Here is a 22,901-nt window from a genome sequence, read left to right on the forward strand (position 1 = left end):
ACGGACCGCGACATCGCGCTTTGATCAGAAAGACGATCGCGAAGGTGCAAGATGACGAAGATGCCAGCGCCAAAGGATGGAGCCGAGGAAGGCGCCGGGCATGAAGCCCGAGCGTGCCAGCGTCTGGAAAGAAGGGCCTCCGCGTTCTACATTCGTACCTGTGAAACAGATCCCGTCCGTTAAGCCCGCATCGCCGGCCTTTGCCCTGCCCGAACCCTTCCTGCGCTGGTTCTCGCGCAAGGGCTGGCAGCCGCGCCCGCATCAGCTCGATCTTCTGGCGCGGATCCGCGGCGGCGAGAGCATGCTGCTCATTGCGCCGACCGGGGCCGGCAAGACGCTGGCCGGATTTCTCCCCTCGCTGGTGTCGCTCACCGAGCGCGGCCGGATCCCGCCCGGCTCCGGTTTTCACGGCATCCACACGCTGTACATCTCTCCGCTGAAGGCGCTGGCCGTCGATATCGAGCGCAACCTGATGACGCCGGTGGGTGAGATGGGGCTGCCGATCCGGGTGGAGAACCGCACCGGCGATACGCCCCAATCCAAGCGCCAGCGCCAGAAACTCGATCCGCCCGACATCCTCCTGACGACGCCCGAACAGTTGGCCCTGCTGATCGCCAATGGCGAAGCCGAACGGTTCTTCAAGAATCTCGACTATGTCATCTTCGACGAGCTGCACTCGCTGGTCACCTCCAAGCGCGGACATCTCCTGGCGCTCGGTCTCGCGCGGCTGAGACGGCTTGCGCCGGGTCTGAAAACGATCGGCCTGTCGGCAACGGTGGCCGATCCCATGGACCTGCAGCGCTGGCTCGTGGCGCAGTCCCCAGACCAGAACGCGGCGGCAGGGGTCATCACCGTCGCAGGCGGGGCGAAACCCGATATCTCCATTCTCGCAAGCGAGGTCCGCGTACCCTGGTCCGGCCATACGGCGAGCTATGCGATGCCGGAGGTCTACGAGGCCATCAAGCGGCACCGCACCGCCCTTCTCTTCGTCAACACCCGCAACCAGGCGGAGCGGCTGTTCCAGGCCCTCTGGACCATCAACGACGACAACCTGCCGATTGCCCTTCACCACGGATCTCTCGATGTCGGCCAGAGACGCAAGGTCGAGGCAGCCATGGCGGAAAACCGTCTGCGCGCCGTCGTCGCCACCTCGACGCTCGACCTGGGCATCGACTGGGGCGATGTCGACCTCGTCATCCATGTCGGTGCACCGAAGGGGGCAAGCCGCCTCGCCCAACGCATCGGCCGCTCCAACCACCGCATGGACGAGCCGAGCCAGGCGATCCTCGTTCCCGCGAACCGTTTCGAGGTGATGGAGTGCCAGGCGGCGCTCGATGCCAACTATCTCGGCGCGCAGGACACGCCGCCGGTCGGGCGGGGCGCTCTTGACGTTCTCGCCCAGCATGTTCTGGGCATGGCCTGCGCCGCGCCCTTCGACCCACTGGCGCTTTACGACGAGATTACCAGCGCCTCTCCCTATGCCGAACTCAGCTGGGAGACCTTCGAGCGCATCATCGATTTCGTGGCAACCGGTGGCTATGCGCTACGGACCTACGAACGCTATGCCCGCATCCGCAAGACCGCGGACGGGCTGTGGCGGGTCTCGAACGGCAAGGTGGCGCAGCAGTACCGGCTGAACATCGGCACCATCATCGAATCGCCGATGCTGAACGTGCGGCTCGTCGGCAAGATGGCGAGCAAGGCGCGCATGGGACGCGGCGGCCTTTCGCTCGGAAAGGTCGAGGAGTTCTTCCTGGAGATGCTGTCGCCGGGCGACACCTTCCTGTTCGGCGGCAAGGTCATCCGGTTCGAGGGCATCCATGAAAACGAGTGCCTCGTGACGCAAGGCTACAAGCTCGACCCGAAGATCCCGTCCTATGCAGGCGGCAAGTTCCCGCTTTCGACCTATCTCGCCGCACAGGTGCGCCGGATGCTGGCGGATCCCGAGGCTCATGCCGATCTTCCGCAGCAGGTGCGCGACTGGCTGGCCATCCAGCGCGACCTGTCGATGCTGCCGCGCGAGGACGAACTGCTGATCGAGACCTTTCCCTATGGCAACCGCTACTTCATGGTCGCCTATGCCTTCGAGGGCCGGCTTGCCCACCAGACGCTCGGCATGCTGCTGACACGCCGGCTGGACCGGGCCGGACTGAACCCGATGGGCTTCGTTGCGACGGATTATTCCCTGGCCATATGGGGCATGGAGGATATGACACAGGCCTTCGAGGCTGGTCATCCGTCCCTTCCGGATCTTTTCGACGAGGATATGCTGGGCGACGACCTGGAGGCCTGGCTGGACGAGAGCTACCTGCTGAAGCGCACGTTTCGCAACTGCGCCATCATCGCAGGGCTGATCGAACCTCGGCATCCCGGCAAGGAAAAGACCGGGCGTCAGGTGACAGTGTCCAGCGACCTGATCTACGACGTGTTGCGCAGCCACGAGCCGGATCACATTCTCTTGGAAGCGACCCGCAACGATGCGGCAACAGGGCTTTTGGATATCGGACGGCTTGGAGATATGCTGGTGCGAATCAAGAGCCACATCGTTCACCGTCCGCTTGAGAAAGTTTCGCCGCTCGCCGTCCCGATCATGCTGGAAATCGGTCGGGAGTCCGTGCCGGGCCAGGCACCGGATGCGCTGCTGGCAGAAGCCGCCGACGAGCTGATCTTTGAGGCGATGGGCGAACACGCCGATATCCCGGGGCTCTCGCAAGGTCTCGGCATGTCGGCACCTTCGCAGGCTCTTTCGACAGACTCTGACAAGCCGGTACGTTGACCGGTGGGAACGACGCGCTGATGCACCGCCTCTACCATGCCAGCCGAACCGCGGCTGACGCCTATCCTGCCCTGTCCGAACGGATCGCCATCAACGGCGTTGCCGCCGTCTGCGATCCGCTCGGGGGCCTCCACCTGCCCGACGACGACGTGCTTGTCGTGTCCGACCTGCACCTCGAGAAAGGCTCGGCGTTCGCCCGGCGCGGCATGATGCTGCCGCCCTATGACACGCTGTCGACGCTGAAGATCCTGCAGGCGATCATCGCCCGCCACAATCCGAAGATCGTGATCAGCCTCGGCGACAATTTTCATGATCGCGTCGGCTCGGCGCTGATGCCGGACATGTTTCGTCAGATGATCGTGGACATGGCGCGCGGCCGGGAATGGATCTGGATCAACGGCAACCACGATCCGGACGGCGCCGCCACCCTGCCCGGCACTTCGCTGGACGAGATGCGCCTGTCCGGACTCACGTTCCGCCACGAACCGAGCCCCGACGCCGTACCGGGGGAGATCGCCGGCCACCTGCACCCGGCCGCCATCGTCCGCCGACGCGAGAAATCGGTGCGCCGCGCCTGTTTCGCGACCGACGGCAGCCGCCTCATCATGCCGGCCTTCGGCGTCACGACCGGCGGCATGGATCTTTCCCATCCCAATATCTGCCGCCTGTTCGACGCTGCGAGGCTGACCGCCCACATGCTCGGCCGCGACCGGATCTATTCGGTGCGGTTTGCCAACCTGCGGGGGTGACTACTCAGCTCCGCTGTCATACTTTCGAACTGTGTTGCGCAACCTTTCGCTGTGCTCGTAGATCTGTTCTAGAGACTCGATGATAATTCTTTCTTCATGATCTTTGTCGAACAGTCCAATGTACTTAACGGACCTATTGAACCAAAGCCTAGCTAGCGGCTTTCGATTGTTGTTGTCGAGCAGAATTCCGCAGTAAGTTTTCTGATCTCGCATCACGACACGCTTTGAGCTTGTGACCTCTCTCAGAATTGCTCTAACAATCATATAGCCTTCACGTTCCTCATCCGTCGTAACGACTTCGGGTTCGTCGACTGTGGGCTCATCAATTTTCTCAATAACTTCTTGCGTATCGGCCAAAGCGTTTGACAGGCGGCTCTTGACGACGTCCATGACCACTTCTCTAAAAGCAGTTCGTACAACGCCCGTCATCATCTCCCGGGCCGCTAATGTCATCCGCCCCTCATAGATACTGCTGGACACTAGCCTTACGAAGTCCTCCGACGGCTCCTCCATCAACTTCGTGATAACTTGCTTCACGCCAGACGTGTATTTTAGACGTTCCGCAGTTGCCAAGATCGCTGCGACATCAAAACTGGCCTTCTCAAACTTCCTCAACTCTGCAATTACGGAGGCACTGAAATCGGTTACGTCGAATATGAAAAATGGCCTCGTATCCAGCTTATTGGGGGCTTCAAGGTCTGTGTAGAAATTGAACGTCCGTCCATTGGTGAGGATAGCGAATTTTGCATTGGTAACGCTGAAGTATCGATAGAGCTGATCGAGATGTTTTTTCTCTAGAGCCACAGAAATTGGCTTACACTCGATAAGTATCCTGACGTCGTTCTCTATCTTAAGGGCGTAGTCGACTTTCTCACCTTTTTTCCCAACAGCGTCCGCTGTAAATTCCGGAATTACTTCGCTCGGATCAAAAACATCGTAGCCAAGCGCTCTTAAAAAGGGGAGCACTACCGCTGTCTTAACAGCTTCTTCCGTAACCATCGTACTCGAATGCGACCTGACACGCTCCGAAATCGCACGTAAACTTTCTTCAATAGTCGTCATGATGCCTCGCCCCCTGCATGCAGAAGGTTGCCCAGATGCAACCCAAAGTCAAGAAGCGGATGCAGGAGGCTTGATGCACCTTCAAAACGCGTTGAACGTCAGCGTCGTCAGCGATCGCATGATCCCGGGGACGGTGGCGATGTGGTCGTTGATAAACTTGCCGATGTCCTGGCCTTCCTCGATATAGACCTTGATGATGAGGTCGTAATCGCCGGAGGTGGAGTACATTTCCGACACGATTTCCTTGCGGTAGATCACGTCGGCGACCTCGTAGGTCTTGCCGGGGGCGCATTGCAGCTGAACGAAGATCGGCTTCATGAGGGCTGTCCTTGAGATGTTTCGCACGACATAGGACAGAATCGCGCGCTATGGAACCGTACCTTGCCCCTGAAGCAGCCCGCCCGTACCCAAGGGCCGCCGTCGTCTCTCAATCGCGTCGGAAGGCGACGCTGGCGGCCCAGCCGGTGATGACGGCCAGCAGAACGGCAAAGAGGCCATAGAAGAAGGGGTGCTTGTGCGCAGCTTCCGTGATCGTCGCCTCGAGCCCGGTCTTGATGACCCGAAGCGGCAGGGCCTTTGCAGCCACGAACACGCCGTCGCGAAAGAGGTAGGCGCGCACCACGTGAACGCCGTTGGGCACGTCGGCAGGAAGGCGCACGGACGCCTTGAACAGGCTAGCCGAGATAAACTGCACGCCGCCGGGATCGCGCTGATAGACGCCGCTCGTTTCGCGCAGCCGGCGAAAGGCGTTGCGAAACTCCGTGACGCTGCTGCCGTCGCCGATATAGCCGATGGGACTGAGCGTCATGTGGGACACGCCGATCCCCATATTGTTCATCTCGTTGGCCGGCGCGATGGCGTCGATGTCCCGCGTGCTCGACAGGGAATAGGATTCCGGTACGAGTTCGAAGGTCATCGACTGCGTGTTGACCCATATGCCGAACACACGCCGCTTCTTGCGGACGGTCGCGCTTTCCTTGGGGCCCTCCAGCGCGACGACGATGTTGTATTTTCCCTGCGCCAGAAGATCGGGCGCGAAACCGTCGATCGCGCCGAAAATCGTCAGATCCGCGCCCCGAAAGTCGGAGGTGATCGCGATCTCGTCGGTGGAGATGCCGATATCGAGCTTCTCCGTGAACTCTTCGGCCCCGGTCTGCGCCACTGCTGGGAGTGCCAGCATGAGAATGGCGATGAGGCCTGCAAGGAAGGACCGCATCAGAAGCCCGACCCCGACGCGATGACGGAATAGACATCTGCAGGCGGCAGAACGAGTTCGACCGCAAGGCGGATCCCGACGGCGAGAACCAGCAGGGCCAGAAGCGCCCGCAGCTGCTCGCCACGCAGCTTCTGGCCGACACGCACGCCATATTGCGCGCCGATGACCCCGGCGATCATCAGGACGAAGGCGAGGACGATATCGACCGTATAGTTGGCCGTCGCCTGGACGATGACGGTGTAGGCGGAGACGAAGATGATCTGGAACAACGACGTGCCCACGACGACATTGGTGGGGATGCGCAGGAGATAGATCATGGCCGGCACCATGATGAAGCCGCCGCCGACCCCCATGACGGAGGTGAGAATGCCGATGCAGAAGCCGAGACCGGCCACCGGGATGACGCTGAGATAGATCTTCGATTTCTTGAACCGGACCTTGAGGGGAAGCCGGTGGATCCAGCCATGGTGGCCGGGACGACGCAGCGGCATGGCCTCGTTGCGCTTGGCGCGCCGCATCGCGTTGATGCTTTCCGCCAGCATCAGCGAGCCGACGGAGCCGAGCAACAAGACGTAGGCGAGCGAAATCACGAGATCGAGCTGGCCGATGCGGCGCAAGGCGGCGAAGATCCAGATGCCGACCGTCGCACCTGCCAGACCTCCGAGCAGGAGGACGGTCCCGAGCTTGATGTCGATCGTGCCGCGGCGGAAATGGGTGATGGCGCCGGAAATGGAGGAGGCCACGACCTGGTTTGCGCCGGTGGCGACGGCCACGACCGGCGGAATATTGTAGAAGATCAGCAATGGCGTGATCAGGAATCCGCCACCGACGCCGAACATGCCGGAGAGAAAACCGACGGCAGCCCCCATGCCGAGGATGATCAGCACGTTCACCGACAATTCGGCAATGGGCAGGTAGATCGTCACGGCCGGACCTCAAGCATCAAACAGAGCGGAACGGGTGGCGCGACCCTTTGGAGGTCGCGCCGTTGCCGCAGTATGCAGCGAGCTGCTGGATAATCTCTAAACGACGGTCGTATCTCGGACCTTCTTCGAGACGAGACGCGCCTTGCCGCAAGTTCGATGTCCCGCGCGTCACCGATTTCTCGGAGACACGCCGGGTCGGTCGATGCGTCAGCCGTTTCGCTTCAGCAGTTCCTTGACAAGCGCGTCGGTGATGCGACCGTTGGGCTCCTGACCGATCGAGGTCTGGAAGGCCTTGATGGCATTGACCGTCTTCGTTCCGAGCGCACCGTCGGGCGTACCGGCATCGAAGCCGTTATTGTTCAGGATCGCCTGAATGTTGCGGACGGCCTTCTTCATGTCGACGGAGGACGTCTTCGTGCCCTTGCCGACCCAGGTATCGGGAACGGTCGTGTCGTTGCCCTTGGGATCGAGGGCTGCAGGTTTCCAGGCTGCGACCTTGGCCTTGGCCGCCGTCAACTGATCGGGGGACAGCTCCTTCTCGACCTGGTCGCGCTTCTGCGCCGCGTCGGTATCGCCGTCGGCAGCCGCGACCGCAAACCACTTGTAGGATTCCACGAGGTCCTTGGCGACGCCGTTGCCGCGCGCATAGAGAATGGCGAGGTTGAACTGGCTGTCGCGGACGCCCAGATCGGCCGCCTTTGCAAACCACATGCTGGCAAGGGTGAAATCCGGGGTGGTGCCATTGCCGCTGGCCAGCATGACCGCGAGATTGTGCATGGCATTCGCATTGCCGCTTTCGGCTGCTTTCTGATAGAGCGTGCGGGCCTTGGCAGCGTCGCGGGGAACGCCGGTGCCCTTTTCGTACAGGCTCCCGAGACGATACTGGGCAGGCACCACGCCGGCATCTGCAGCGCGCTGGTACCATTCCGCAGCCTTGGCGAAGTCGGCCTTGACGCCACGACCTTCGGTATAGACCGCGCCGATTTCGAAATAGGCCTTGGGATCGCCGGCGCGAGCAGCATCGGCAAGCGCGACGGGCACGATTTCCGTGGGCACATCGACACCGGCGGGCGCTACTGCCGTGGAGACGGCCGGTTCCGCGGCCGTGGACACTTCGGGAGCGACGGTCTCGGCAGCAGGCGCTACGGGCTGGGCCTCGGCTTGCCCGGCGATGGGAGCACTGCCTTCTGTCGCCTGGCCCTGCGGCTGCAACGAACTCAGCGGCGCGACGCCTTCCTCCTGCGTCTCGGGGGACGCCTCGGTGACAGGCCCGCCGTCGGCTGCAGGCGCAGCGAGCGCCGGGGCCGTCCCGGAGGCGCTTTCCGGTGCCTGTTGGCCAGACGCCTGATCGGCCGGGACCGCATCCCGGTCGACGGGCGATTCGATCGCCGTGACCGGGGCTGCCGTCTGCTCGGTCTTCATCAGCGTGCTGACGAGCGGATAGGACAGAATGGCGAGGAGCACGGCTCCGACGGCCATGAGGATCGGACGTCGATGGCGGGCAAGAGCGCTCGGCGCAGCACCGGGGCGGGCTGCCGTGCGATTGCCGGTATCGACCTCCTGGGCTGCCTGCTGGGCTGCGCGCCGGGCCGCCGCAATGAAATCCGACTTGTCGCCCTCGCTCGCAACAGATGGGCGCGCGGCCTGGCCCGCGCGGACGCGTTCCAGGATCTTCTTGACGTCCGGCGTGCCGGAGCCCGGCTCCAGGAGCTGGTTGGCGGCTTCGGGGTTAATGGTTTCGAGCGCATCGATCGGCGGCGTCGGCTCGACGAAGCGGCGCTCGACGGCGGGAGCTGCCTGCTTGGCGCGCTTGCCGGCAAAGCGGCTTGTGAGGCCGGAGAGAAGCCCAGTGCGCACAACGGCTGCCTCGTCCGGGACGAGACCCTGGGGCTCGCGCATGTCCGCAGCCGCAAGATGCGCCGGATCAGTAACGGCATCCTCGGCAGCGGGACGATCGCGATGATCAAATGTATCGCGCTCCATCGACATCCGCGACGCAATGTCGGCAGGCATCGCGACGGTGGCGTGCATCGTCCGTGTCAGATCGCCATAGCTGTCGTCGACCTCGCCGCGCTCCAGGAAGGCGGGCGTTTCGGCGCGCGGCATCGTCGCGGCCGTGTCGCGACGGCCGAATGCAGGGGTTGCCTCGTCCCGGACGATCGGCGCAGACGCACGCTCCTCGATACGCTCCAGCTTGTCGGCAATGTGGACAAGCGTTTCGTGCAGCGCCTCGAAGGTGCGGGCGGTGCGCTCGTCGCTCGACCGGCTCAGATCCTCCAGCGTCTTCAGATCGTCCGCGAGAGCCGAGATGGCGGCAATATCGCCCAGGGCCGGAGATGCCGACTGCGTCATGCCATTGCGCGTATAGGCTTCCATCACCGCTTCGGCCGCCTGCCGGGCAGCTTCGATGATGTATTCGTCGCTCGAGGCGAGGTAATCTTCCAGCGCGTTCATGCGGCCTTCGACCTCTGCCGGAACGGCAGGTGTCGTTTCGCGCGGCTGGCTGATGAGGAAGGAGAGATTGGCGATCTGATCCTGGAGGCTGCGCAGGACCTCGCCATCGTCGTAGGGCGCGGCATGCGTCTCGTCGAGACGCTGGGCAATGCCTGACAGCTGGCCTTCGAGCCGCAGGAAGCGATCGTCCGGCAAGGCTGGGGAGCTGTCGAGATTGTCGATGCGGCGCGCGAGGTCGTCGAAGCGGCGGGCCAGGGTATGGCTGACATCGCCCGTGTCGAGCGCGTCGATTTTCGCGGAGATGTCGGCGAGGTGTCCGGTGAGGTCCGGCTGGACGGCGGCGCGCTCGGCGCGTTCCATCATGGCGGAGAGATGATCGAGCCGCTCTTCGAGACGCGCGGCCGCTTCCGCGTTGACAAGGTCTTCCACGCGCGCGGACAAGGCTTCGATGCGCGCTGCAAGACCGTTGTCGGCAGGATAGGCAAGATCGTCGATCTGGCGCGACAGGTCGACGAGACGGCTTTCGACCCGGGTCACGCCGGGGCTGTCGGAGGTCGAGGCCGTGCGGCCGCTCGCGACGATGGCGCGGCTGATCTCGTCGAGACGCGCATCGAGATCGGCGAACTGTTCCTGGAAGCGGCGGTCGTCCGGCTGCATGTGCCGGCCGATGAGGTCGATCGCCTGGGCGACCGCCACGAGCTTGTCTTCGAGGGCGTAGAGCGCTGGGCCGTTGTTCATGGTGCCGAGCTGCGACTTGATCTCGTCCAGGCGATAGGCGAGCGCCACGAGTTCGTCATCGCGGGCGGCATCGAACACGTTCAGCCGATCCTCGACGCCGGTCCAGCGGCTCTCCATCCGGCGCACGCTTTCCTCGCGGGCAAGACCGTCGATCATCGCGCGCATCTCTTCCAGATCGGCGCGCAGGGCATTGCTCTCGGAGGTCGTGGGCTGGCGGCCGAGATCGGCGAGCGACAGCGACAGGCGCTGCAGGTCCTGGCGAATATCCTGCGCAAGGGCGTCGCCCTGCGTCGCGGCTGCGGCGATGCCATGCATCTCGTTGCGCAGCGACGACATTTCGCGCGCGAGACCCTGCTCGATGTCGCGCTTCAGATCCTGACGGAGGCCAACCAGCGCCGTGGCGATATCGCGGACGGCCGTCTCCGGCACGGCAGCGGCTACCGGCTGCAAGACGGGGCGCGACGCTGCACGGGCGGGCTCGCGATGGCTGCGCATGGACAGATCGTCGTCCAGCGCGGGGCGCGGCGGCTGCCGATCGTCATAAGCGGGCGCGACAAAGCGGTCGGAGCCGCGTGCAAGGGCCGGGCTCGAAGCGGAGACCCGCGCGGGGGCCGGCTCGGACGGGGCCGGCACCGGAGCAGACGGCGCGCGCGTCTGAATGCGATGACGCTCGGTTGCCTTTTCCAGGCGCGTGGCGCTCAGCGCACGCTGACGCTGGAGGATTTCGGAAATCGCATCGGCGCGGGAGACAGGCCGCTCGGCTGCAGCGCCACCACCATTGCGGGCCGCTTCCGGCGGGCGCGTCTCGCGCTTGGCAGGCGCGATCAGGCCTTCGATGCGGGCCTCCAGACCTTCGATCGTGCGGTTCAGGGCTTCCAGCGAGGAACGCTCGCCATGGCGACCGTCTTGACGGTCATCGGCCGGGGTGCCCATCCGGGGAGGAGTTGATCGCGATCCGTTCATATGTGCTTTCGCCTTTTGCCTGGCATTCCCCGAACGCGGCCGAAGGGTCAGGCCCCTTGAGCCGGTGGACACGCTGCGGACGACTCGGAACGGAACAAGCAGCATTGACCTCTCGCGCCACTTTCACGGAACGTGGTAAACAAGCCGTTAACCTCTCGCCCGATTTCGGGGCTTGGACACGAAAAGGTTAGTTTTTGCCGACAGTCTCAGTCTGCCCGCGACCGTAATTTTCGGGCAAAACGCACCGGCCGCCAATTTGACGTTTACGCGCACGTCAGTTTTTAATAGAGTGCCCTCATGAATGGCCTTAATGAGGATAGGCCGCAGGAGGAAGACAGTCGATGCCCATCTACAAGGCTCCGGTCGAGGATACGCTTTTCATTCTCAATGACGTGCTCGGCATCGAGCGCTACAACAATATCCCCGGCTTCTCGGACGTCACGCCGGACATGCTCCACGCCATCGTCGGCGAAGCTGCCAAGCTGGCCGAGGAAGTGTTGTTTCCGCTGAACCTTTCAGGCGATCAGGAGGGGTGTGTCCGCCATCCGGACGGCTCGGTCACCACCCCGAAAGGGTTCAAGGAAGCCTATGACCTCTACCGCCAGAGCGGCTGGCTGGGCCTTGCCGCACCGGAAGCGTTCGGGGGCCAGGGCCTGCCCTACACGCTCCACACGGCGATCGGCGAATACATGTCGTCCGCCAACATGTCGCTCACCATGTATCCGGGCCTGACGCAGGGGGCCATCGCCGCCATCATCGAGCATGGCACGGACGAGCAGCGGGCCACCTATCTGCCGAAGATGATCGCCGGCGACTGGACGGGAACGATGAACCTGACGGAGCCGCACTGCGGCACCGATCTGGGGCTTTTGCGAACCAAAGCCGTGCCGCAGGCCGATGGCAGCTACAAGATCTCTGGCCAGAAGATCTTCATCTCCGCCGGCGAACACGATATGGCCGACAACATCGTCCATCTTGTCCTTGCCCGCATCGAAGGCGCCCCCGAGGGGACGAAGGGCATCTCGCTCTTCATCGTGCCGAAGTTCATCGTTCAGGCCGACGGCACGCCGGGCGCGCGCAACGGCGCGACGTGCGGCGCCATCGAGCACAAGATGGGCATCCACGGCAATTCGACCTGCGTCATGAACTATGACGACGCGACGGGCTACCTGATCGGTGCCGCCAATCGCGGCTTGAACGCCATGTTCGTCATGATGAACGAGGCCCGTCTCGGCGTCGGCCTGCAGGGTCTCTCGGTCTCGGAGACGGCGTATCAGAACGCTGTCGCCTATGCGCGCGAGCGTTTGCAGGGCCGCTCGCTCTCCGGCATCAAGGCGCCGGACAAGAAGGCCGATCCGCTGATCGTCCATCCGGACATCCGCCGCGTGCTGATGACAATCCGCGCCTTCAACGAAGCCAGCCGGGCCTTCACGCTCTGGACTGCGCTGAAGTCGGACATTGCGCATCGCTCCGAAGACGAAGCGGAGCGCCAGACGGCCGATGACCTGCTGGGCCTCCTGACACCGATCCTCAAGGGCGTCCTGACCGACCGCGGCTTTGACCATGCCGTCATGGCACAGCAGGTCTATGGCGGGCACGGCTATATCGAAGAGCACGGCATGAGCCAGTATGTGCGCGATGCACGCATTGCCATGATCTACGAAGGCGCCAACGGCATCCAGGCGCTCGACCTCGTCGGCAGGAAGCTTGGCCTTAACGGTGGCCGCGCCATCATGACGCTGTTCAAGGAGATCGGCGATTTCTGCGACGAAAACCGCAATGACGAGCGAATGAACCCCTATACCAAGGCGCTCAAGAAGAGCCTGAACGACCTGCAGTCGGCGTCCATGTGGTTCATGTCCAACGCGATGGCAAAGCCCGACAATGCGGGAGCTGGCTCGACAGACTACATGCACCTCAGCGGGCTGGTCATCCTCGGCTACATGTGGGCGAAGATGGCGAAGACCGCGCAGGACCTTCTGGCGTCAGGTGCCGGCGACCGCAAGACGTACCTGCAAAACAAGTTGGTGACGGCGACGTTCTACATGGAGCGGATCCTGCCCGAGACGGCCCTGCGCCGCTCGCGCATCGAAGCGGGATCGGATACGCTTATGGCGCTCGACGCCGCCGCATTCTGACACGCGACCGCCACCTCACGTTTCATCGCCTCCAAGGATATATCGACGGCTTCGTGCCGATTGGGAGAACGGGATCATGACTGACGTATTCATTTACGACCATGTGCGCACGCCACGCGGTCGCGGCAAGAAGGACGGCGCTCTGCATGAAGTCCCGACGCCCCGCCTTGCTGCCCGCATGCTCGAGGCGCTGCGGGACCGCAACGGTCTCGATACGAGCACCGTCGACGACATCATCATGGGCTGCGTCGATCCGGTCTACGAAGCCGGCGCCGTCATTCCCAAGGCGGCGGCGTTCGAAGCAGGCTACTCGACCCGGGCCCCCGGGCTGCAGATCTCGCGCTTCTGCGCGTCCGGCCTCGATGCCATCAATCTAGCCGCCGGCAAGATCTCCCAGGGTGCGGACGACATCGTCATCGCCGGCGGGGTCGAGAGCATGTCCCGCGTCGGCATGGGCATGTCGGGCGGCGCCTGGTACATGGACCCCTCCGTGAGTTTTCCAGGCTATTTCATGCCGCAGGGCGTCTCTGCCGATCTGATCGCCACGAAGTACGGCTTCTCGCGTGACGATGTCGATGCCTATGCCGTGGAGAGCCAGCGCCGCGCGGGCGTCGCCTGGGAAAACGGCTACTTCGACCGCTCCGTCGTTCCGGTGAAGGACCAGAACGGCATCGTCATTCTCGCCAAGGACGAGCATATGCGTCCGACGACGACGATGCAGACCCTCGCCGGGCTCAATCCCTCATTCCAGATGCCGGGCGAGATGGGCGGCTTCGAGGCCGTCGGCATTCAGGCGCATCCGGAAATCGAGAAGATCAACTACGTCCACCACGCGGGCAACTCCTCGGGCATCGTGGATGGCGCCGGCCTCGTGCTCGTCGGTTCCAAGGCCGGCGGCGAGAGCATCGGAGCCAGGCCTCGCGCCCGCATCAAGGCCTTTGCAAACATCGGCTCGGACCCGGCGCTGATGCTGACCGGCCCGGTGGACGTGACCGAAAAGCTGCTGAAGCGCGCAGGCATGACCATCGGCGATATCGACCTGTTCGAGCTGAACGAGGCCTTTGCCGCCGTCGTGCTGCGGTATTGCCAAGCCTTCGACATCTCCCATGACATCATCAACGTCAATGGTGGCGCCATCGCCCTTGGCCATCCGCTCGGGGCGACCGGTGCGATGATCCTCGGCACGGTGCTCGACGAACTCGAGCGCCGAGACCTCAACACGGCCCTCGTCACGCTCTGCATCGGAGCGGGCATGGGCACGGCCACGATCATCGAACGCGTTTGAGGGGGAGACAATCATGACATACACCAATTTCACCATCGAGACGGATGGCGACGGGATTGCACTCGTCACCTGGAACATGCCCGACAAGTCGATGAACGTCTTCACGGCCGACGTCCTGCGGGAACTGTCTGCCATCAACGACGCGGTCGTGAAGGACGAGGCCATCAAGGGGGTCGTCTTCACGTCGGGCAAGTCGACCTTCTCGGGCGGCGCCGACCTCTCGATGATCAAGGGCATGTTCACCTTCCAAGCCGAGGAAAAGAAGAAGAACCCCGACACCGCGGCCGAGAAGCTGTTCGAACTCTGCGGCGAGATGACAGGCCTGTTCCGCAGGATCGAAACCTCGGGCAAGCCATGGGTTTCCGCCATCAACGGCACCTGCATGGGCGGCGCCTTCGAGCTGTCGCTCGCCTGCCACGGTCGCGTTGCATCCAATTCCAAGGCGGTCAAGATCGCCCTGCCCGAGGTCAAGGTTGGGATCTTTCCCGGTGCCGGCGGTACGCAGCGCGTGCCGCGTCTGACCAATGCGCAGGATGCGCTGCAGATGATGACGACCGGCCAGACCCTCACCCCCCAGCGTGCCAGGGCTCTCGGCCTCGTGCACGAACTCGCGGCGCCCGAGGCCCTGATCGATGCTGCCAAGGCGATGATCAAGAACGGGCTGAAGCCTGTCCAGCCTTGGGACGAGAAGGGCTTCAAGGCGCCGGGCGGCTCCATGTGGAGCGCGGCGGGCGCCCAGCTCTGGCCGGCAGCTTCCGGCATTTTGCGCCGCGAGACCTACGGCAATTACCCGGGTGCGCTCGCCATCGTGAAGTGTGTCTATGAGGGGCTCCAGGTACCGTTCGATACCGCCCTCAAGATCGAGCAGCGCTACTTCACGCAGATTCTGCAGACCACCGAGGCCTTCTCGATGATCCGCTCACTGTTCATCTCCATGCAGGAACTCGGCAAGGGCGCACGCCGCCCGGCCGGTGTTCCAAAATCGGAATTTCGGCATGTGGGGGTCGTCGGCGCCGGCTTCATGGGCGCCTCCATCGCCTATGTCACGGCCGCTGCCGGAATTCCCGTCACGCTCATCGACCGCGACCTCGAAGCGGCCACCAAGGGTCGGACGCATTCCGAAAACCTCGTGAAGGACAGCGTGGCCAAGGGTCGGATGACGCAGGAAAAGGGCGAGCAGCTTCTGGCCCTGATCACCCCGTCGGCCGACTATGCAGACCTGAAGACTGCGGACTTCGTGATCGAGGCGGTGTTCGAGGACCGCACGGTCAAGAAGGACGTGATCGCGGCCGTTGAAGCCGTGCTCTCGCCCGATGCGATCTTTGCCTCCAACACCTCGACGCTGCCGATCACGGGCCTTGCCGAGACATCGAAACGGCCGGCCCAGTTCATCGGCGTCCACTTCTTCTCGCCCGTCGAGAAGATGATGCTGACCGAGGTCATTCTCGGAAAGGAAACCGGAGACGCCGCATTGGCCCGGGCGCTCGATTATGTCGCCGCGATCAAGAAGACACCGATCGTCGTCAACGACACCCGCGGCTTCTACGTCAACCGCTGCGTCTTCCGCTATATCCACGAAGCCTATGACATGCTGATCGAAGGCGTACCGGCTGCCATGATCGAGAACGTTGCCAAGATGGCCGGCATGCCGGTCGGCCCGCTCTCGCTCAACGACGAGGTCGCCATCGACCTGTCGCAGAAGATCCTGAAGGCGACCGTTGCCGATCTTGGGGCACAGGCAGTCGATCCGGCCCACCTCGCTCTCGTCAACAAACTCGTCGACGACCTCGGCCGGCGTGGACGCAAGAATGGCAAGGGCTTCTATGACTATCCGGAAAAGCCGGCCAAGAAGCACATCTGGGCGGGATTGAAGGATCTGTATCCGCAGACGCCGGCCGACGAGATCGACGTACAGACGATCAAGGACCGCTTCCTCGTCACCATCGCGCTCGAAGCCGCCCGCACCGTCGAAGAAGGCATTGTCACCGATCCGCGCGAAGCCGATGTCGGCTCCATTCTCGGCTTCGGTTTTGCGCCCTACACCGGAGGCACGCTGTCCTACATCGACGGCATGGGCGCCAAGGCCTTTGTCGCCCTGTGCGAAAGGCTGGCCGCACGCTATGGCGACCACTTCGCGCCGACGCCTCTGCTGAAAGACATGGCCGCCAAAGGCGAGACCTTCTACGGCCGGTTCGACCCTTACGTGAAGGTTGCGGCCGCAGCCTGACCGGTCCGAGATCGCTGCTTCATTGCTTCCGACGCCATCGAACCCCGGCTCACGCCGGGGTTCGATCGTTTCGCCCCCTGCCCGAGCTGTCGCTCCCGCACCATGGTCTCACGACACGAAAAAAGCCGGCGCATGATCTGCGCCGGCTTCGTCATTCCAATGGTCCGTTTCAGGCTGACTGGATGGCCGAGACCTGCCACTGCGTATTGGGGCGGCGGAAGAAGGTCCAAAGCTCCGTCGCCTCGGTCGGGCGATCCGGGTCGCCGTCGACGACCTTGCCGGTATTCCGGTCGCGGGTGACATCGATGCTCTCATAGCGCATGGCAACCGTTGCGAATTCGCCGGCTTCCTCTCTCCAGGATTCCGCCAGATCTCCCTGGAGGAGACGAACGTCGCGGACCTCGTTGCGCCGGCCCTGCGTGGCATTCTCGCTCAATTCCTCGGCAAGCCAGGACATGGCTTCCGGTGTCGTGAGCCGGCGCAGGGCACCATAGTCCTCGGCGCCATAGGCCGTCTGCACGTCCTTCAGCATGGTTTCAAAGCGCTCCAGATCGGCCTGGCCGATGCCGAGTTCATCCGAGACAGCAGCGGACCGGGCCGGCTGCGCCTGCGGTGCCGCACCGCCGCCGATGCGCGGAATGGCAAAACCGGGGCCGCGCGAGGGCTGCGCATTTCCGCGTTGCGAATCGTTGGCGGCGTCACGGGCATAACCGTTATAGGAACCGGTGTTCGCATTGCCGGCGGCCGCGCCGGCACGTCCGGTTGCCGGCTGCTGCTGGCGATTGCGCAAGAAGCGCATCAGCAGCATCGCGGCACCGGCTATCAGGGCGAGCTGCAGCAGCATGCCGAGGAAGCCGGCCGCGCCGCCGAAACCATTGCCCATCATCATCCCGAGCAGGCCGCCAAGGGCAAGGCCGCCAAGCAGCGAACCGCCAAAGCCGCCGAAAAAGCCGCCGGGGCGACGTGCCGGCGCAGTCTGCGCCGCGCCCGGCTGGTTCTGCGCCGCGTTGGGGCGAGTCGCCTGGGGCGTCATGGTGCGATCGATCGGCGCCGGCGCATTGGGGGCCGTGCGGGTGACAGGCGGCGCCGAGAAGGTGCGCGTGCCGCGGCTCCCGAAACCGCCGCCTGCACGGCGCGCTTCGGCAAAATCTGTCGCCGTGATGACGAGCGTCATCGCAACCGCCGACAAAACCGCAAATTTCTTCAATCCTGACATGCCGCATCCCCGTTATCGTTCAACCGGACCGAAAGACCCTTAGGGCGAATATATGGGCATGCGCACGCCGTCTTGAAAGGGTTTTGCCACGTGATCACGAAAACGGCATCCGCCGTGAGGGCGCCGGCTCGTCATGTCGCAGAGATCATATCCGCCCCCTCGACCCTGGATCATCAGTTCGTCAGATCGTAGGGGACACGGTAGCCGTTTTCGTCCAGCCAGGCGATCAGGGCTTTCGGCTCGTCCGTCTGTATGATCGTTGCACCATGGTCGATCCAGAAGCCCCAACTTTCGAGCGGCCTACCGTCGATCACAGCCCGCTCGTCTCCGCGACCGCCCGCCTGCATGCCCGGGGCACGATTGATGATCGTGTAGGTGTTGACCCACTGGTGCCAGTTCCCCTTGATGGCGGCAGCGCGAGCCTTTGCGGAAAACAGGACGCCGCCATCGCGGGTCTCCGGGGCATCGTCGGCATGCCAATGGACCAGTTCCGCAGCCGGTGCGCCAAAGCTTGCCGTTGCCTTCGCCATGAAGTCCGCATTGCGTACGGCGTCGTCTGCCAGGATCGGCAGGAACGTCACATCGGACCCGACGGACGCCATCACGGCCTTCGCCTCGGCGATCCGCCTGTCGTTCCAGAGATTTTCCTTGACGAGGATCTGTTCCGCCATTGCGAGGCGACGGGCCAGTTGTGCAACCTGTGGCAGGATGTCCGGCGTCAGCTTGTTGTCGATGTTGACGAGAATGCGGCCGCGGGTCTCGAGCAGGACCTCTTCCAGCGTCGGAACCGTCTCGTCCGTCACGCGACCGTCGGACTCGACCACGAGCCTGCAGGTTCTGAGTGTCGCCAGAGAGGTCTTGCGGGTTTCGCCGCGGCAGGTCGTCGTGCGATCGAGATCGTCATCATGCATCAGGATCAGCGTGCCGTCGGAGGATCTGCGGACATCGAGCTCGATCATCTCGGCTCCGAGCGCAATCGCGTTCCGGACCGCATCGAGCGAGTTCTCGGCGCGGATCATGCGACCGTTTTCCTTCCATCCGGTCCGGTGGGCAACCACCATGACGTGGTTGCGCCAGGCATTGGCATTCTTCAGGCGCTCGAGAATGCGGTCGGTTCGCGCGTTGTCCACCGCCCGGGCTGGCAACGTCGCGACGATGGCGACGCAGCAGGCGGCGGCGGAAATCAGGATACCGGTCCAGCGCATCGTGCGAGCCCCTTGGACGGTTGCGGGTCCGCTGGGCTTAGAAGTCCGTCGTGACAATGCCGTGAAGCTGCGATGACGGAAGCATGAAGTCTGGCGGAGCCAGACGGAGAGACGCCGATGTCGAACCTAGCGGGATGCCTCGTTTGCGCGCATCGGCATGCTGTCGATGAGGCCGAACAGCTGCTCCGGAGCCACCGGCTTGGCGGCGCGCAGCTTGATGCCGCCATCCTTGCCGACGAGGATCGCGGCAAACGGACCGTTATCCGTCACGCCGGCGTCTTTGCGCAGTTCTGCGGCCGTGGCGGTCTCTGCCTTGCCGAACACAGGCATCACGGTGTCGTCGACCACCTCGAGCACCACCATGTCACGGTCGGCAAGCGCCGCTCTATCCTGAAGAAGGAGCCGCCTCTGCTCGGCGGCCTCAGCGGCCCCAGGCTTTGCGAAGACGAGGAGGACGCGGCTTTTCCAGCCAAAGGTGTCGATGCCGGAAGCAAAAGCGGGGAAAGAACTGCTGACGACAAGAAGGGCAAGGGCAGCCGCCCTGGGAATGCGCGACATCGGAGATCTCCCGTTTGCGTGAAAACGCCGCGGTACGGTACGGCGTTCCCTCACATCCCCGTCATCGGCGTCTGAGATCAGGCCAGAAAGGTCTCGTAGAGCAGCTTGACGTTGAGCACGACGATGATCGTAGCGACGATCCAGGCGAGCACGCCGACCCAGCGGGAGACGACGAACGTGCCCATTTTCTCGCGGTTGGTGACGAAGCTGACCAGCGGGATGACCGCGAACGGCAGTTGCATGGACAGCACGACCTGGCTCAGAACCAGAAGCTCGGCCGTGCCGCGCTCGCCGTAGAGATAGGTAATGACGACGACAGGCACGATGGCGATGCCTCGGGTAATGAGACGGCGGGCCCAGTTCGGGATCGTCAGCCGCAGAAACCCTTCCATGACGATCTGCCCGGCCAGTGTCGCCGTGACCGTGGAATTGAGGCCGGACGCGAGCAGCGCGACGGCAAAGAGTGTCGAGGCGATGCCGAGCCCCAGCAGCGGCGACAGAAGTTCGTAGGCCTGTTCGATTTCCGCAACGTCGGTACGGCCGTTGGCATGGAAGACGGAGGCTGCAACGATGAGGATGGCAGCATTGATGAACAGCGCCAGCATGAGTGCAATCGTGCTGTCGAGGGTTGCCCACTTGATCGCCTCGCGCTTGCCCGGCTCGGTACGTTCGAACTTGCGCGTCTGGACGATCGACGAGTGGAGGTAGAGATTGTGCGGCATGACCGTTGCGCCGATAATCCCGATGGCGATGTAGAGCATCGCCGGATTGGTGACGACCTCCGTCGACGGCAGGAAGCCCTGCAGCACAGCGGCGACCGGCGGGGCAGCGGCGGCGATCTGCACGAGGAAGCAGAGGGCGATGATGCCGAGGAGTGCCATGACGAAGGACTCCAGGAAGCGGAAACCCTTCTGCATCAGGTAGAGAAGCAGGAAGGCATCGAGCGCCGTGATCAGCGCGCCGGCGATCAGGGGAATTCCGAACAAAAGTTTCAGCGCGATCGCCGTGCCGATGACCTCGGCCAGATCGCAGGCGATGATGGCAAGCTCGCAGGCGATCCAGAGCACGAAGCCGACAGGCTTTGGGTAGGCATCCCGACAGGCTTGTGCCAGATCGCGACCCGTGGCGATGCCGAGGCGGGCGGCCAGCGCCTGCAGGAGGATAGCCATGAGATTGGACAGAAGGATGACCGTGAGCAGGGTGTAGCCGAACTGAGCGCCACCTGCGATATCCGTTGCCCAGTTTCCCGGGTCCATGTAGCCGACCGAGACCATGTAGCCGGGACCGACAAAGGCGAGGAAGCGGCGAAACCATGTGCCACCGACTGGCACCGCAACCGTGGAGTGAACGTCGGCAAGGCTCTGCCGCCCTTCTTCTTCCGAATGATTGAAACGCCAGCTGGAGCGGGTTTCACGCTGGTTCAGAAGAACGTCAGGGGTAGCCATCAGGCAGTCTCCGGATGCGGATCGGCGTCGATGGATAAAAACTAGGGCAGGCCCAAACATTATGCAATGGGCTATATTTCATCGATCTGGCTTTTTTCCGCAGTGCAGCGTGGTGATGGCCTTGGTCTGGTCCTGGTCCGGGCCTTGGTCGGCACATTCTGGTGGTGGAGGAGTGGAGAAAGCCATTCGGCAAATGCCGGCTTGCATGATAGATACGCGAAAACCGGATGCATGAACGTTGACGCGAACACAAAGGATCAGGAATACGTGGCGCGCAGATCCATTCCCCGCGCGGATCCCCTTCCGGACGCGGACACGCACTCGGAGGGCTTCCGCCAGACGCGCCAGGCGTTGCGCGGCGCCCTTGTCGAGGACTATGTCGAGCTGATTGCCGATCTGATCGACGACGGCAACGAGGCGCGGCAGGTGGATATTGCCGCCCGCCTGGGCGTGGCGCAGCCGACCGTTGCCAAGATGCTGGCGCGGCTTGCAGCCGATGGTCTGGTCTCGCGAAAGCCCTATCGCGGCGTTTTCCTGACCGAGGCGGGACAGAAGATGGCGGCCGAAAGCCGGGAGCGGCACCAGACCGTGGAACAGTTCCTGCGCTGTCTCGGCGTCAGTCCGGAGACGGCGCGGGTGGATGCCGAAGGCATCGAGCATCATGTCAGCGACGAGACGCTGGCGGCATTCCGTCGCCTGATCACCGACCGGTCTTCGCATGCGAAAGATCGCGACGCGCCTTAGAGCCCCAGGCAGGACAGCATGACGAAGGTGGCGAACAGCACGAAATGCGTCATGCCCTCGATGGCATTGGTTTCGCCGTCGTTGAGGTTGATCGCCGCGACGATCAGCGTGATGGTGATCATCAGCGTCTGCACCGGGGTCATCGCCATGATGAACGGCTGGCCGGTATAAAGCGCGATGGCCTCCATGACGGGGACGGTGAGAATGACGGTGGAAAGCGAAGCGCCCAGCGCGATGTTGACAACCGACTGCATGTGATTGGCAAGGGCCGAGCGCATGGCGGTCATGATCTCGGGTGCGGCCGAAATGGCGGCGACGACGATGGCGGCTAGGATCGGCGGGGCGCCGGTTCCCGCCAGACCGGTATTGAGCAGCGCCGACATGATCTCGGCCAGCACGCCGATGACGACGATGCCGAAGACGAGAATGCCGATCGAGAGCGTCGTGCTCTCTGGCTCTTCGACGCGGCCGACTGCTTTCTCGCGACGGGTCTTCGGATAGCTGTAGCTGAAGAAGTAACTGTGCGCCCCGACCTGCATGCGCAGGAAGAGACCATAGAGCATGATCATCGCAACGATGGTGAAGGCGGAATAGAAGTGCCACTTCGCTTGCGGAATGAACTCCGGCACGATCATGGAGATGCTCATGGCCGTCAGGATCATGACGCAATAGGTGCGGCTGGAATCGTCGTTGTAGGGCTGTTCGCCGTGCTTCAGCCCGCCCAGAAGCGCCGCGATGCCGAGAATACCGTTGATGTCGAGCATGACGGCGGAATAGATGGTATCGCGCACCAGCGTCGGCGAGCTTTCGGATGAACTCATCATGATCGCGAGAATGACCACCTCGACCAGCACGGCCGAGAGCGTGAGGATCATCGTGCCGTAGGGATCACCGACCTTGGTTGCCAGCAGTTCCGCGTGGTGTGCCACCCGCATTGAGGCGAGGATGATGGCGCCGATCAGGAATACGGCACCAGCGAGCGACGCCACCTGTCCCATGCCGATCAAGCTGTGTTCGGACGCAAATCCCACGATGCCGGCCACGATGGCAACGAGGATAAGCCGCTCGGAGCGGATAAGGGTGAAGAGCACGGCGCCTCGCTCGTCTGGACATGGCATGCGACCTGAACGGCCTTGATGGTCGGAAAATGCAAGTATAGGTCCTGCGACCTGCATTTCAACAAAACCACCTGAAGCGAT

General features: G+C 63.2%; 15 protein-coding genes and 1 pseudogene. 6 read left to right on the top strand and 10 right to left on the bottom strand.

What is annotated here, in order from left to right:
* Window positions 1-100: 100 nt before the first annotated feature.
* Both ASG03_RS04760 and pdeM read left to right on the top strand, forming a co-directional pair.
* Window positions 101-2,689: pseudogene (locus tag ASG03_RS04760) on the top strand (ligase-associated DNA damage response DEXH box helicase); the annotation flags it as partial.
* Between the two features lie 107 nt (window positions 2,690-2,796).
* Window positions 2,797-3,525, top strand: a complete 729-nt coding sequence (pdeM, locus tag ASG03_RS04765) for a ligase-associated DNA damage response endonuclease PdeM (RefSeq protein WP_062692549.1) — start codon at window positions 2,797-2,799, stop codon at window positions 3,523-3,525.
* Here the strand turns inward: pdeM and ASG03_RS04770 are convergent, their stop codons facing one another.
* The 5 genes from ASG03_RS04770 to ASG03_RS04790 all read right to left on the bottom strand — a co-directional run bounded on the left by ASG03_RS04770 (window position 3,526) and on the right by ASG03_RS04790 (window position 10,854).
* Window positions 3,526-4,587 carry a type I restriction endonuclease gene (locus tag ASG03_RS04770; protein WP_062692551.1) on the bottom strand — a complete coding sequence of 354 codons (1,062 nt, stop codon included), beginning with the start codon at window positions 4,585-4,587 and terminating at the stop codon, window positions 3,526-3,528. It lies immediately after the preceding gene.
* Between the two features lie 81 nt (window positions 4,588-4,668).
* A complete protein-coding gene (locus ASG03_RS04775) occupies window positions 4,669-4,905 on the bottom strand; it encodes an Lrp/AsnC ligand binding domain-containing protein (RefSeq protein WP_062470555.1) in 237 nt (78 codons plus the stop codon).
* Window positions 4,906-5,014: 109 nt separating this feature from the next.
* Window positions 5,015-5,803, bottom strand: coding sequence for a TIGR02186 family protein (locus ASG03_RS04780; RefSeq protein ID WP_062692554.1), 789 nt, complete (start codon window positions 5,801-5,803; stop codon window positions 5,015-5,017).
* Entirely contained in the window at window positions 5,803-6,729 is a 927-nt protein-coding gene (locus tag ASG03_RS04785; protein ID WP_062470561.1) for a sulfite exporter TauE/SafE family protein, read from the bottom strand. The genes ASG03_RS04780 and ASG03_RS04785 overlap by 1 nt, the downstream gene beginning before the upstream one ends.
* 207 nt (window positions 6,730-6,936) lie before the next feature.
* Window positions 6,937-10,854, bottom strand: coding sequence for a peptidoglycan-binding protein (locus ASG03_RS04790; RefSeq protein ID WP_244475184.1), 3,918 nt, complete (start codon window positions 10,852-10,854; stop codon window positions 6,937-6,939).
* A 371-nt stretch (window positions 10,855-11,225) separates the two neighbouring features.
* Between ASG03_RS04790 and ASG03_RS04795 the strand changes: the two genes are divergently transcribed.
* The 3 genes from ASG03_RS04795 (at window position 11,226) to ASG03_RS04805 (ending at window position 16,534) form a co-directional block, all read left to right on the top strand.
* Entirely contained in the window at window positions 11,226-13,022 is a 1,797-nt protein-coding gene (locus ASG03_RS04795; protein ID WP_062692558.1) for an acyl-CoA dehydrogenase C-terminal domain-containing protein, read from the top strand.
* 76 nt (window positions 13,023-13,098) lie between these two features.
* Window positions 13,099-14,307 (top strand): acetyl-CoA C-acetyltransferase, encoded by a 1,209-nt coding sequence (locus ASG03_RS04800; RefSeq protein WP_062470570.1) that lies wholly within the window; start codon window positions 13,099-13,101, stop codon window positions 14,305-14,307.
* 13 nt (window positions 14,308-14,320) lie between these two features.
* Window positions 14,321-16,534, top strand: coding sequence for a 3-hydroxyacyl-CoA dehydrogenase NAD-binding domain-containing protein (locus ASG03_RS04805; RefSeq protein ID WP_062692561.1), 2,214 nt, complete (start codon window positions 14,321-14,323; stop codon window positions 16,532-16,534).
* A 169-nt stretch (window positions 16,535-16,703) separates the two neighbouring features.
* Here ASG03_RS04805 and ASG03_RS04810 read toward each other — a convergent pair whose 3' ends face one another.
* The 4 genes from ASG03_RS04810 to ASG03_RS04825 form a co-directional block, all read right to left on the bottom strand.
* Window positions 16,704-17,750 carry a Tim44 domain-containing protein gene (locus ASG03_RS04810; protein WP_062692563.1) on the bottom strand — a complete coding sequence of 349 codons (1,047 nt, stop codon included), beginning with the start codon at window positions 17,748-17,750 and terminating at the stop codon, window positions 16,704-16,706.
* Window positions 17,751-17,923: 173 nt separating this feature from the next.
* Window positions 17,924-18,955: a glycerophosphodiester phosphodiesterase family protein gene (locus ASG03_RS04815; protein WP_062692565.1), complete on the bottom strand. Its 1,032-nt coding sequence runs from the start codon at window positions 18,953-18,955 to the stop codon at window positions 17,924-17,926.
* Window positions 18,956-19,081: 126 nt separating this feature from the next.
* Complete coding sequence (locus ASG03_RS04820; protein ID WP_062692567.1) at window positions 19,082-19,513, bottom strand: DUF4174 domain-containing protein; 432 nt, start codon at window positions 19,511-19,513, stop codon at window positions 19,082-19,084.
* Window positions 19,514-19,590: 77 nt separating this feature from the next.
* A complete protein-coding gene (locus ASG03_RS04825) occupies window positions 19,591-20,958 on the bottom strand; it encodes an Nramp family divalent metal transporter (protein ID WP_062692569.1) in 1,368 nt (455 codons plus the stop codon).
* Between the two features lie 267 nt (window positions 20,959-21,225).
* Between ASG03_RS04825 and mntR the strand changes: the two genes are divergently transcribed.
* Window positions 21,226-21,702, top strand: coding sequence for a manganese-binding transcriptional regulator MntR (mntR, locus tag ASG03_RS04830; protein ID WP_062693043.1), 477 nt, complete (start codon window positions 21,226-21,228; stop codon window positions 21,700-21,702).
* Here mntR and ASG03_RS04835 read toward each other — a convergent pair.
* A complete protein-coding gene (locus ASG03_RS04835; protein WP_062692571.1) occupies window positions 21,699-22,820 on the bottom strand; it encodes a calcium:proton antiporter in 1,122 nt (373 codons plus the stop codon). The two genes, mntR and ASG03_RS04835, sit on opposite strands and share 4 nt — an antisense overlap.
* Window positions 22,821-22,901: the final 81 nt, after the last annotated feature.

The organism is Rhizobium sp. Leaf341 (genome assembly GCF_001424325.1).
Classification (GTDB): Bacteria; Pseudomonadota; Alphaproteobacteria; order Rhizobiales; family Rhizobiaceae; genus Ferranicluibacter.

Bases quoted from the DNA above. Each gene is read 5' to 3' on its own strand.
- ASG03_RS04810 (WP_062692563.1), bottom strand. From the start codon at position 17,750: ATGTCAGGATTGAAGAAATTTGCGGTTTTGTCGGCGGTTGCGATGACG.
- ASG03_RS04815 (WP_062692565.1), bottom strand. From the start codon at position 18,955: ATGCGCTGGACCGGTATCCTGATTTCCGCCGCCGCCTGCTGCGTCGCC.
- ASG03_RS04805 (WP_062692561.1), top strand. From the start codon at position 14,321: ATGACATACACCAATTTCACCATCGAGACGGATGGCGACGGGATTGCA.
- ASG03_RS04770 (WP_062692551.1), bottom strand. From the start codon at position 4,587: ATGACGACTATTGAAGAAAGTTTACGTGCGATTTCGGAGCGTGTCAGG.
- ASG03_RS04795 (WP_062692558.1), top strand. From the start codon at position 11,226: ATGCCCATCTACAAGGCTCCGGTCGAGGATACGCTTTTCATTCTCAAT.
- ASG03_RS04825 (WP_062692569.1), bottom strand. From the start codon at position 20,958: ATGGCTACCCCTGACGTTCTTCTGAACCAGCGTGAAACCCGCTCCAGC.
- ASG03_RS04790 (WP_244475184.1), bottom strand. From the start codon at position 10,854: ATGGGCACCCCGGCCGATGACCGTCAAGACGGTCGCCATGGCGAGCGT.
- ASG03_RS04800 (WP_062470570.1), top strand. From the start codon at position 13,099: ATGACTGACGTATTCATTTACGACCATGTGCGCACGCCACGCGGTCGC.
- ASG03_RS04835 (WP_062692571.1), bottom strand. From the start codon at position 22,820: ATGCCATGTCCAGACGAGCGAGGCGCCGTGCTCTTCACCCTTATCCGC.
- ASG03_RS04775 (WP_062470555.1), bottom strand. From the start codon at position 4,905: ATGAAGCCGATCTTCGTTCAGCTGCAATGCGCCCCCGGCAAGACCTAC.
- pdeM (WP_062692549.1), top strand. From the start codon at position 2,797: ATGCACCGCCTCTACCATGCCAGCCGAACCGCGGCTGACGCCTATCCT.
- ASG03_RS04780 (WP_062692554.1), bottom strand. From the start codon at position 5,803: ATGCGGTCCTTCCTTGCAGGCCTCATCGCCATTCTCATGCTGGCACTC.
- ASG03_RS04820 (WP_062692567.1), bottom strand. From the start codon at position 19,513: ATGTCGCGCATTCCCAGGGCGGCTGCCCTTGCCCTTCTTGTCGTCAGC.